Here is a 12,049-nt window from a genome sequence, read left to right as displayed (position 1 = left end):
ACCGCCGCGGCGGCGGTGGCCGCGGCGGTGCTCGACGGGCCGGTCGCGCTCACCCCTGGCTACCAGTCGCCAAGGTATCCGCTTGCGGACCGGATAGCCTTCATCGACGCGGTGGCCGCGCTGCTGCCCGCGGGCGTGCGAGCCACGCTGTCCGCGGGCACCTGGGTGGACAACCGGACCAGCCACAAGATCCGGCTCGCGTTCACCCACCGCCTGCGGGACGGCCTCGGAGAAATCGACCCGGACGACCCACCAGAAGCCGATACCGTCACCGACGGGCATGGTGACGGCCCTGGCCGCGGTGGTGACCCCACCCGGGACAGCGGCCACAGCCATATTTATGCCGAGAACCTGAAGAAGCTGTGTCACCACTGGGGATCTGACGCCGTCCTGCGGTGGCTCGCCGCCGACCACAGGCCATACAGTTTCAAACAGCCGGGCGAAATCGTCGACGCGCTCGTCACGGCGGAGCGGAACATACTGGTCGACCGCGCCCGGGAGAAAAATCCGGCGTCTTCGCCGGCCACGGGTTCGGAGACATCGCGGGCCGGCCTGGTGGTGTCGTCGGAAGAAGAATCCGCCCCGTTGCGGTATCTCATCGACGGTATACGCGGGCACCTGCGTTCGGTGCGGCCCGCCGGCTATCTGGCGGCCGAGCTGCTGAGCGCTTTTCTGTGGGAGATCGGCGAATCCGGTGATGCCGGGTCGATCGCCGATGACGTGAAACTGGTCGAGCGGCACTGGGTCGCGGAGGCGCTGCCGGCGCTACGTGCGCTGTGCCGCCGGCTGGCCGCGGTGGACGCCGACAGCCGGCTGCTCACGGCCCTGATGGCCATGGCGGGGCGTCTCGACTGTGTCCCGGAGATTCTCGTCGACTTCCTGAACATGCGGGGTGGTGTCGAGGAGGCTGATTCGAGGATACGCCGGGTTGTGATCGACTTTGTGATCGAACAACGGGGCGACACAGCCGGCTGGCAGGAGGTTCGGAACCTGCTGGCGGCCGATCACACGTACACGATCCACACGCTGTACAGGCAGGTGGAGTCCGACGAGTCGGCCGAGGGCCAGGGCGGGCGTGATCTGCTGCGTCTGGTGGGCTGGCTGGAGGCCGCCGACCAGCCGGTATCCAGGGACGTTCTGAATGTCTTCCGCGCGTTGGAGGTCGCCTCCTCGTTCCCACAGGCGGTGAGCGCCGCCGACGTCGGCCGTCTCAGCGGGCCTGACGGGGCTGACGACCTGGGGGTGTGGGCGCTGCTGGCACGGGCTGCCCGGACCGGGCGGCTTGACGAGGTGCGGCCGGTGTTCGAGAGCTGGTTCGAGGCCGCGAGCCCGCACTTCGACCAGCCGCGGCGGGAGGCGTGGGCCGATTTCCTCGACCAGCTGAAAATCAGCGGTGGCCTGCGCAGGCGGCTGTTGAAAGCGGCCTCGGGCGAGTCCAGGAGCTGGTGGTTTCTACGTCGTGGTGGTGGCCGCGCTGTGGTCGACGGTCCTCCTGCGGACGTCCCGGTCAACATCGCGGCGAGCTGGATGAACTGCGATTTTCCCGGTAAGCATGATGATCTTGCTGTGGCGCAGCTGGTAGCCCGCTACTCTCCCGGCGCACCGACGGAGGTCTCTTTCTTCGGCGACGGTGTGAAAAACGTGGCCGTACTCTTCCACGGTCCTGTCACGCCAGCTGGGCGGGAGAATTCCTTGTGGTGCTGTTATGCCGCATACGCAGAGTTCTCCGGAATTCGTCCGAGGATGGAAAAGTTCTACTACGCGGCCGAGGAGCGGGTACACACGTCGAATGCTCCGCGAGCCGGGCTGCGCATGCCGTCACCGATGGCGGCGGTCGACGATGTCGCCGCCGCCATCGACGCGTTCGGCTTCGGCGCGGTAGCGGCCACCGCGGCACTCGTACTCGACGGGCCGGTGACCATTGCCATGCCGAAGCCGCCCGTGCCGCGGCGGTTGCGGCTGGCCTTTCTGGATGCCGTCCTGGCACTCCTGCCGGCGGGAGCGTATGCGTCACTGACGGCCTGCACATGGATGTCGGGTAACGGGGTCAGGCGTTTTCGCATTGCTTTCAGTGACAATACGAAAATATCAGAACGACATGTGGTGTTCTGGCAGGGACTACCAGCGGTCCCGTCGTTTCGATCTGGTTTTGCCCGGACATACTATCGTCGCCTCCTGTTGCTGCGGACGCTGTTCCACAAGACTACTCACGATATTGTCCGGATACTTGCCGCGGACAGTGAGTCGCTGAATCTGGAAATACCGGATCACGGCCTCTCGGCTGTTCTGATCTCCGAGGGCGCGCTGTTCGGGTCGGGGCGGGAGAGCAGGGAGATCCCGGAGAAGTGGCAGAAACGGGTGCTGGATGTCCTTGCCGGGCGTTCCGGCTCCGGTAGGGACGAGGACGATGTCCGGGCGCTTGAGATACTGCTTGCCGACGGCGCCCTGCCCGCCGTGGAGACCGCCCACCGTTACGCGCTGCGTCTGCGCGACCAGGACCGCCTGGACCGGGTGCTCGGCGAGCTGCTGGCCCGCTCGCCGAAGAAGGCCGACGACCGCTCCCGCCAGGCCCAGGCCGGGGCCGTTGCGCTGGCCCGTGAGTTCTGCGCCGACAGATTGTGGGCGTACGGCGAACCCCGGTGGCCCGCGGTCGACCGCGGGCTGGCCTGCAGCGGCCATGCTGCCCTGCAGGTCGTCATCCAGGAAATGCGCGCCGGTTCGGTCGACGGACTGCGGGACTGGCTTGAACGGATGCACAGCGCCGGAGATTCGGCACCGTTGGTACTTGTCCCGTTCTGGGCGCTCCTGGCCCAGGATCGACTCCCCAACAAAATACCGAGTCCAGCGGAGTTTCCCGAGGACGGAATGCGGGCGCTCCTGCAGCTCGCCCACCGCTTGGACCTGCGCGGTGGCGCGTGGCGGCTACCGGCCCTCATCGAACGTCTCCCGGCCGGCTGGGGCCAGGTCGCCGAACCGTTCCGGCGGTTTTTCGCGCCGGACGTCCCCAACAGGCTGCCCGCCAGCGCCGAGGCGAACGACATCCCGGTGGCCGAATGACCGGAACCACACCAGCTGTTTCCCCGGAGACAACAAATGATCTTACGGGCCTGCTCGACGCGCCTTACCACTGGGTGGGGGGCGTCCTGGAGCTGCCGCCCGTGCGGTCGCGGGGGCCTCGACGGCCGCGGAGGAATCTGGGGAACCTGGCGAACGGTCCGGCCTCCCGCTGCCGGCCCTCCGCGTGGGTACTCCCCGCGTGGGTGCCCTCCGGGTAGGTGAAGGTGACGTTCCCGACGATCCGGGACTGGCCCGGGGAGAACCGGACCCGGGGCAGCCTGCCGCTGACCTGCCGTGGCCGGTAACGCACCAGGATGTCGGTCCGAGGGGGTTCGGCGTCCGTCCGCGCGCGCCGGCCACGCACCGATCCGGTGCCGGGAGCGTCGATCCGGTGCCGCGTGCTGATCTGTGCCTTCCGCCCGGACAGCTCCACCTGGACGACCTGGCCGTTCGGCCATTCCACCAACAGAACGCCGGCCAGCCTCGGGCACCACCACAGTCGTCCGAGGATGGCCGTGAGGATGACCGCAGCCACCAGCAGGAGGAGCCGGAGCACCCCCCACAGGTTCCAGCCGTCCGGGTTCGAGCCGTGCAGCACGGTGCTCTCGTCGGCGAAACGCACCCGAAGCGGTAGCTTGAAGTCCTGGTCGGCCACGTCCCGCCACGGCGAGTCGATGGTCGCGCCCAGCCGAAGCTCACCTGTGACGACCTGTGACCTGCGCAGCCAGCCGGCGGAGTGCTGCTGCCAGGTCAGTATGACCGGAATGGTGACGCTCTGCCCCGGTGGCAGGATTATCCGATCTGGGACGCCATCCGCTCGCACGTCCGGACGCGAAGGCGTGATCGAGACATCGGTGAGCTCCACTGGGAGCCACTTCGCCCGCGACGTCAGCTTCACCTGCGTGACCAGATGGGACGCGCCCGGGTTCACATCGGCCAGCCGCGGTTCCCAGGAGACCGTGACCTGCTCCTGCGTGTCGGGCGTGAGCAGGCCGGCGGCGGTGAGCCTGCGGGAGCCCTCCTTGGCACGGTCCAGATAGGCGCGCAGCTGGTCCGGGGGCAGCGCGAGCACCTTGGTGGCGGGCAGCGCCCACTTGAGCAGGCTGGCGCCGGCCATCGCCTGATCATTGTTACGCAGAGCGATGCCGTGGCCATGGACCCTTGCAAGGTCAAGCCGTTGCCGTGTGTGGTCCCGGAGCGCCTGCCACGGCTGGTCGTTACTTTCCGGGTCCGGGAAATCGCTGCTGCGCGGCGGGTTGTGGGCGCCGTCGGTCAGCAGGAAGACCGCGGAGACGGGGGACGCGTCGCGCCGGTCGAGTTCGTTGACCGCATCCCTGATGGCGGCGCCGATGTCGGTGGCTCCCCCGTTGGGGACGAGGGGCAGCTGGTCGATGGCACTGCCCGCGTCGGCCGCGGAACCGGAGTAGAGCAGGGCCGGAACGGCGTCGAAACCGATCAGGATGAAACGGTCGGCGGGCGTGAGGCCGGCGACATAACCTCGCAGGAAGTCACGCACCTGGTCGAAGAGCGCGCCATCCTGCATCGACGCCGACGTGTCGACGAGCACGACATAGTCGGCCGCCACGTCGTTGAGGCGCAGCGCGGTCATGACGGCGTTCAGATCCACCTGCGGGATGCCCAGCTCTGCCTGCGGGGCGCCCGGTGCCGGTGCCTGCGGGGGCGTGGCCGGCGCCGCCGCGACCACGGCCGCTGCCGCCCTCCCATCACCGGCACCGACGGCAAGAGCAACGGTGAGCATCACGGCGACGGCAAGCGCGGCGGCAGCGGTGGGCCGGCGCGTGGGCGCGGTCGACGGCGCCGTGGCATGCAGCATGATCACATCGGATTCGCCCGGGCCCCACGGCGGCAGGTGGTGACGACTCGTGTCGGCGTGTCCGGTCCGCTGTTTCCGCTCCGCCGTTTCCTGATCGGCACAGGTGATCATCTACGATCCCGACCGGTTCGAAAGCCGAGTCTCGGACGCCGTCGGGCCGTTCTGTCCAGGCCGCTGTCCCTGAGCAGGTCTGGACAGTTGCGTTGGATCCAGGTAAGCCAGGCTGCCGCCGAGGTGAGCGTGGTGAGATCCGGCTGGCTGTCGAGAAGTTCCCGGACGGCCTGCGCGGCGGCGATCTGCCCGCTGTTGAGGGTGACGGCGGCCGGTCCGCCGTCGACGTCGTCGCATATCTCGACGACGTCGAGGAGCAGCCCGAGCAGCGGCTCGACCGAATGTGGTGACCGTGGCCAGCCGGTGTGCTCGATGTATGTCACCAGTCGTAGAACAACCTGTTCGGGCAGCTGCCTGTTTCGCCGGCCGCCGAGAGTTTCTCTTCTGTGTAGTTCCGCGAATTTTTCACTGAAGGAGCTGACGTAGGCCTCGGCGGACGCCGTGGATCCCGCCACCCGTAGGTACGGCGGCCTGTGCGGTTGTACGTTGAACATCAGCAGGAGCAGATCCGCGGCGGCCCTGTGAGCAGCCTTGTGGGCGGCATCATGGGCGGTATCGTGAACGGCCCCGTGCTCGTCCGCTTCCAGCGGGTCCCCGGTGGCTCGGTCCAGCGCTCTGATCCACGCAGGGCGGTCCTTCCGCCACAGCAGCCGAGGTGCCGTGCGCAGCAGCCAGGGCAGCATGTACGGCAGAAGTCCGCGGGTCGGCTCGGGGCCCGCCCAGCAGGCCAGTTGCAGCAGCGTGAGGACGTACGTGTGCCCCTGCTTGTCGTGCTCGTCGGCCATGGGGATGGTCTTGGGGCCCGGTGTGCCGTCGAGGGCATCGCGAAACGGCCGCAGGACGCCCCGTAGCGGGCTGGAGGTCTCCAGCCATCCCAGCAGGACCCGGACCGGCTTGTCCGTCGTCTCCTCGCTGGATTCGGTCAACTGCCGGATCAGCTCGAGCGGCAGCCGCGTGAACACGTTACGTGTGATCGTCGCCAGTAGCTGTTCGTCGGTGCTGGCGGTCGCGGATCCGGTGAGCAACCGGCCACTGAGGAACCGTTCCACCACGAGGGACGCCGCCGTGGTGTACCGCTGCTGCTCGGACGCCTGGAAGGGCCCCGGGATGTCGGTCAGCGGTTCGGCTCGGCGGGTCTTCTGCCGACGCCTGGGCCGGTGAAGTTCGTTCCGGGCCGCACCGGCGTCCAGCAGGGCCGCGAGTACCTGGCCCGCGAAGCCGCGGTCGTCGGCCAGGTCCAGCAGCCGGTTCAGCGTCGCGAGGTCCGCGGGGCCCGCCCACAGATGCTCCCGGCCGAGAGCGCGCACGGTGTCCGCCAGCCATCCGTCCAGTTCCTCCACGTCCGGATCCACGGCCATCCACTGTGGCCAGACAGCTCTGACCGTCTCCACGTCCTCCGTGTCCGCTGCCTGGAGCAGGAGCCGCACGGCTTCGAGCCGGAGATTCAGATCAGACTGGCTGATCTTGCCCGCCCGTAGCAGCTCGCGTACTTCTTCGGCCCGTGCCGTACCGTCGTGGATGGCCTGGGCGATATGGACTCGTGAGTCCAGCCTGCCGAGGCGGCGTATGGCGTGTTCCGGATCGTTCGTCCGGTGTGGTTCCACCGCCGAGGCGAGATGTTCGACGATCTCGCTGACCGTCCTGCCGCTTTTCTTCATGGTCGTAAGCAGGTCGAAGTAGTCGGCGCACCTGCCGTCGAGGGGCGGGGCGGGGGAGAGCGGTCTGCCCGGGGACGGCCAGTGGACGGCTGCGTGCCCTGGCCGGGGGCGGTTCGTGAACGCCAGCCTGATCCGGTGGGTGCTCCCGCCGTCCGCCCAGGTGCTGGCGACCAGTTTCGACCGCTGGCCGTAGGGGAGCAGCGCGGCCACCGCGTCGAGGAAGCGCAGCCGCAGCATCGTCCGCTCGTTGGGGCTGCCGGTCGGGCCGCCACACACCGACACCCGGTGCGCGAGCAGCAGGGCGGCGGTGGTCGCGACCAACTGGAAGCCGAACCGCTCGATGTGCTCCGCCAGTTCGTCGGGATCCAGCGGGGTGAGAGCGATCCGTAACGGTTCGTCGCCGTCGTTACGTTTAGCGATATTTGCCTTGCTGAGCGTGGAATGCAGCGTCGCATAGGACACCGGAGTTCCCGCCAGATCGGGGAAGGGCACGCAGAGGTAGCTGGTCGTCGCGATCAGCCTGCGCGCGCCGTCACGCTGGTCGGACCAGGTGCGCTCCGCGATCCCGAGCACGCTGCTCCCGCCCCGAGGCGCATAGCTCACCGTCACCCACGGCAGGGCATCGGGCAGCGCCTCCCTGATCGATCCCGATGACGGGGTGCCCGGTGTGAAGCGCCGCAGGATCTCGTCGAAGCCGGCTCGGGAGAAGAAACCGCCGCTCGACCGCAGCACGGCGTAGTCGCTGTCGCTGTCCGGCTCTTTTCCCATCAGCGCCCAACCAGCCGGAACGGTCGGGCCCGGGTCGCGCGGTGCCCGGTTCGTCATGTTCGGGGAAGGGACTGGCGGATCTGTTTCTCCAGCCACAGGAACGGCTCCAGCACGTTGATGGGCGTGACCTGGCCGCGAATACGGAGATCACCGTCCGGAGTCGTCTCGACGTTGGTGAAGTCGCGTCTCTGGAAAACGCCGGTGGCACCGATGTAGAAGCCGACGGCCGAGCTCACGAAATAGTTCACCCGCTGGGTGTGGAAGTACTGCTCGATGCTTCTCATGACGAGCAGGGAGGAGGCACCGTTCGGGCCGCTGCACAGCTTCCGGAAGAACTCACCGGCGAGGTCGTCCGGGACCGTCGGGGTCATGGCGCGGTCGTCCCCGGTCAGCACGACCCCGTAGTTGTGTGCCTTCCGGAAGACCGCCGGGTCGTCGAACTTCGTGACACAGACGGCGAGATGGTGCGGGAGCCGCCCGTCCCGCAGCCGGCCCGTCTCGTAGGACCGGCGGGCCAGTTGCTCCAGCGTCCGCTGGAAGTACTCGTAGGAATCCCGCTCGCGGAAGGGGTCGAAGAGGTAGACGATCCCGTCGCATGTCGCCAGGTGATCGAGAAGACCTTTTGTCTGGTTCTGTGGATCGGCCGTGTCGAACTTGGGCCCGGGCTCGTCAAAGATGTCCAGCTCGTCCTCGTCCTCCGCGAAGAGGGACGCCGCCGGGCCGGCCAGGTCGTTCGGCGTCCGGGTGCTCGCGAACATGTCGCCGCTGACGTCGAGCAGCTGCACCTCGAAGACTGCCTGGCCGGACGTGGCGTGGCCGGGCCTGCGCCACCATGTCCTACCGGTCCCGCCGCGGGTGGGCCGGACGAAACGCCACCGCAGTTCGTGGACGTCGTTTGCCGATGTCGCGTTCGGGAAGATCCGGTCCCGGTTCATGTGGCTGGTACTGGTACTGAGAAAGTCCGAGGCGGCGTCGTCGACGCCGGTGATGAGCCAGCCGTCGTCGTTCGACTGGTTGACGATGGCGATCTGCAGCGCGGCCAGGAAAGTGGTCTTACCGCTCTGCGGAGCGCCCCACAGGCCGATGCGTGTGGCATGCGGCGTCGGTTGTTTCTCCGTTGTCGTCATCGGGGGCGTCCACAATGGATCCGGTTCTCCACGAGCATGTCGCTGGTGCTCATGGAGACTGCTGGCGACCTGTTGTTGATAATTGGATGCTCCCGCATCATGACCACCGCAAGCCCCGCGTCTCGGCGGGATTCGGCGAGACAGCCGACCCGATTACCACCCGACCGATGACCAGATGACCATATGATCAAAAATCGAGCCCGATATCCACAGTACCGATTACCCGTTGGACACGGTCGAGTTTACCGCTGGGCCACGAATCAGGGCAGCTGCGGCAGAAGCCGGTCGGGGCGGGCAGGTCCGCGTGGACCGGGCAGGACGCGGGCCGGTCAGCGCCCGGAGGTGTCGTCGGCGACCAGGTCGGCGACGACGATGGTGGTGTCGTCGCGGGCGCCGGCGATCATGGCCGCGTCCACCAGGGCGTCCGCGGCCCGCTCCGGGCTCAGACTGCCCAGCTCCATCAACAGGCCGTCCAGCTGCTCGGGCGTCATGACCTTGGTGATCCCGTCACTGGCAAGGACGACCCGGTCGCCGGCCCGCACGGGCTCCTCCAGCAGGTCCAGCTCGACCTCCTCGTTGAGGCCGATCGCGTTGAGCAGTGGCCCGTTCTTGATGGCGTGCGGTGTGGTGAGCCGGCGCGGCCGGCCGCGGCCGGGCTGCAGCCACACGGAGCTGTCCCCCACGTGCGCGACGAAAAGGGTCCGGCCGGTGTCCTGTTGGCGGCCCAGCACGACGACGTCGAGGGTGCAGGCCATGCCGTGCCAGGAGGGCTCCTCCAGGGGCTTCTCCCGGACCGTCCGGTTGGCCCGCTCAAGCGCCCCCCGCAGTCCGTCGCGCGGGTCGGCGGCATACTGTGGGCGAAAGCTCGCCACCGTGGTCACCGCCAGGGTGGACGCGATCTGCCCGGCCGCTTCGCCGCCGACTCCGTCGGCGACCGCGAGCAGGCCGTCGACGACGACAAAGGCGTCCTCGTTGGGGCCGCCGCGCTTACCGCGCCTGGTCCGGCCGGCCGCGGCCAGCCGCAGTGGTGCCGACGTGGAGACGTCCGGTTCGTTCGCGACCAGTTGCTCGCCCCCGGGAGCGGACGGGGGGCCTGGCGGGGGGATCGGCGCGGTCGGGGGAAGCGTCCAACCGCCCCCCGCTGGCGTGCCGCGGTCGTCCCGCGGGGTGTCGGACCCGCCATCATGGGGGCCGGCCGCGCCTGGACGGTCGTCGGAGTATCTCCCGGCCTGCGTACCGGCCGAGCTTCCGGCACCGGCGCCAGGTGGGGAGCCGGGCGCGCGGTGCCCCGCGGTGCCGGCGGGCGGGTCCCCGTCCTGGGTGGGTCCACCGGCGGCGAGCTGATCAGCCGCCGGCCTGGCCCGGCCGCTCTCCGGAGCCGGGATGACCGGTGGTGGCGGGCCGACCAACGGTGGCATCCACCCGGTGGCGTCCGGGCCGCGGGACTGCTGCCGGCGGTCGCTCTCGACCCGGACGGTGGTGTCGGCGGTGGCGTTGACCAGCGGGGTCACCCGGGTGGTGGCGGCCGGGTCGACGGAGCTGTCGGGCCGGGTCCCGGAGACCGGCGTGCGGTACGGCGGTGGCGTGGGGTACGCGGTGGTCGGGGCCTCGGCGGGCGAAGCTCTGACGGATGCCGAGGGAACCGGCACGGCGGGTGGCGCCGGGGGAGCCGGTGCCGTGGGAACCGGCTCGGTGGGAGCGGCGGCGTCGCCCGGGAGCGTGGGGCCGTCGACCTGGGCGGGGGCGGCTGGTGGGCTGGTGCTGGCGCGGGGCGGCGGGCNGGCCGGCCGCCGCAGCGTCGCGAGAATGCCCTGGCGTTGGCGCCGGCGCCGGCGTTGTGGCGGCCGCCGCACGGGCACCGCCGCGTCGGAGGAGGAGCGCCGCGACCGTGACCGTGACCCTGAGCCGGCGCCGGGACCGGGGCGGTCCTGGTTGCGGCTGGATAGCACGATGAAGAGGATGGCGCCGATCAGGAGCACCACGATCAGCGTGATGGGTACCACCGGACTGTCCATGGCCTCCGTCCCCCACGTGCGGGTGTTCCGATCACGCTAGCGGACGTCGACGTCGGCGTCCGCTGTACCCACTCAATGACATCCATGCAGATCAGCCGATGGATGTGTCGTGATATCGACAGCCGTGCCCGCCGTGGCCCGGTCCGTCCTGACCCATGGTGTCGAAAACGCGCCGCAACGGCCACGCCCACCTCGCCTGTGAAGCCTCGTCGCTGACGCCCTCGGCCTCGATACCTCGCGGATACCTCGCGCGGATACGCTCGCGGATACCTCGCGGTCACGGGCTTTTCGGTCACGGGCCTTTCGCCTGTGAGGCCCACTCGGCCACGCGGCCCGCGGCACCCACGGTCGCGCTGCCACGAGGTGGTGGGCATCCCGTTCCCGATGGCCGGCGGCGGGCCTGCCGCCAGCGGCACATGTGACCGGTGCCGGGACCTGGCCGACAACGGGGCTCATGACCGTCGGCCTGGTCCGGGGCCATGAGCCGAGACCATGGCCGACGGTCAGGGCCCCGCCGCGGCCGTGTTCCCGGCGCGCAGGGCGGCACGGGCACGGTCGGTGAGTGCCGTCGCGCCCGGATACCCGGCCATCTCGATCGCGTCGCACAGCGTCAGCGCGTCCACCCTGGCGTTCTCGGAGGCCGTCCGGGCGGCGAGTTCTATCACCTGATAGCCCAGGCACACGGCCTGTTCGACGTTCCCCGCGTCGACTTCGGCGACACCGAGCCACGCGCTGTGGTGCACCAGTTCCCGCGGGTAGGCGGCGGCGTCGAGCTGATCGACCGAACGACTGAGGTACTCGACGGCCGCCGCGACGTCACCGGCGCACAGCAGCGCCTTGCCGGCGTAGTAATCGATCACCGAACGGGAGCACCAGTAGATGTACTCCGGGTCCGCGGCCGGGTCGGCCCGCTCGATCTGGACCAGTGCCTCGGCGATCTCGGCGTGTACCGACCGGACGTCGCCGAGCTGGGCGTACGCGACGGCCAGACAGCCGGCGACGATGGCCCGCTCGGTGGCGGTGAGGGTGTCCGCGGCGCCCGCGCGGGCCGTGCGCAGCAGGGTGACGGCGTCGGCGGGGTCGCCGAAACGTACCGCCTGCTCCGCCATGCAACGCAGGATGTTGGCGCCGATCGCCGGCCGCCCGGCCTCATGGGCGGCGCGTAACGCGACCAGCCAGTACCGCTGGGCCGCCTGGTGCCGGCCGCTGTCGAACGCCGCCCAGCCGGCGAGCCGCGCGAGCTCCGCGGCGACGGCGTACAGCCGGCCGTGCTGCCGCTGGTTGTACGCGCCGGTCCGCAGCAGGCGGACGATCACTCGTAGTTCCGACACGGCGAGCCCGTGGACGTTCTCCCCGCCGAGCAGGTCGTCCATCCGCCGCAGCGAGTCGATGCGCTGCTCGAACTCGGTGACGAGGGTGTCGCGGACCTGCCGGCCGCCCAGCACCGCGACGGGGAGTTGGGCCGGGTCGGCGACGAGC

General features: G+C 69.5%; 5 protein-coding genes and 1 pseudogene. 1 reads left to right on the top strand and 5 read right to left on the bottom strand.

Features of this window, described 5'->3' with window-relative positions:
- Positions 1 to 3,057 (top strand): annotated as a pseudogene (locus FrCorBMG51_RS06325) (hypothetical protein); the annotation flags it as partial.
- A gap of 64 nt (positions 3,058 to 3,121) precedes the next feature.
- On the opposite strand, the gene FrCorBMG51_RS06320 reads toward FrCorBMG51_RS06325, so the two are convergent.
- From FrCorBMG51_RS06320 to FrCorBMG51_RS06300, 5 genes are all read right to left on the bottom strand, one after another.
- Positions 3,122 to 4,891: a vWA domain-containing protein gene (locus tag FrCorBMG51_RS06320; RefSeq protein ID WP_157180409.1), complete on the bottom strand. Its 1,770-nt coding sequence runs from the start codon at positions 4,889 to 4,891 to the stop codon at positions 3,122 to 3,124.
- Positions 4,892 to 4,998: 107 nt separating this feature from the next.
- On the bottom strand, positions 4,999 to 7,485 hold the full coding sequence (locus tag FrCorBMG51_RS24795) for a hypothetical protein (protein ID WP_052914400.1): 2,487 nt from the start codon (positions 7,483 to 7,485) through the stop codon (positions 4,999 to 5,001).
- On the bottom strand, positions 7,482 to 8,555 hold the full coding sequence (locus tag FrCorBMG51_RS06310) for a hypothetical protein (RefSeq protein ID WP_047222128.1): 1,074 nt from the start codon (positions 8,553 to 8,555) through the stop codon (positions 7,482 to 7,484). Before FrCorBMG51_RS06310 ends, FrCorBMG51_RS24795 begins: the two co-directional genes overlap by 4 nt.
- A gap of 329 nt (positions 8,556 to 8,884) precedes the next feature.
- On the bottom strand, positions 8,885 to 9,973 hold the full coding sequence (locus FrCorBMG51_RS34510) for a PP2C family protein-serine/threonine phosphatase (RefSeq protein ID WP_476742122.1): 1,089 nt from the start codon (positions 9,971 to 9,973) through the stop codon (positions 8,885 to 8,887).
- Between the two features lie 1,100 nt (positions 9,974 to 11,073).
- Positions 11,074 to 12,015, bottom strand: coding sequence for an NsdA family TPR-like regulatory protein (locus FrCorBMG51_RS06300; RefSeq protein ID WP_052914399.1), 942 nt, complete (start codon positions 12,013 to 12,015; stop codon positions 11,074 to 11,076).
- Between the last annotated feature and the right edge of the window lie 34 nt (positions 12,016 to 12,049).

Origin of the sequence: Protofrankia coriariae, assembly GCF_001017755.1 — a bacterium.
Taxonomy (GTDB): Bacteria; Actinomycetota; Actinomycetes; order Frankiales; family Frankiaceae; genus Protofrankia; species Protofrankia coriariae.
The sequence above is the reverse complement of the archived record's forward strand: the minus strand, read 5'-3'. Positions and strand labels throughout refer to the sequence as shown.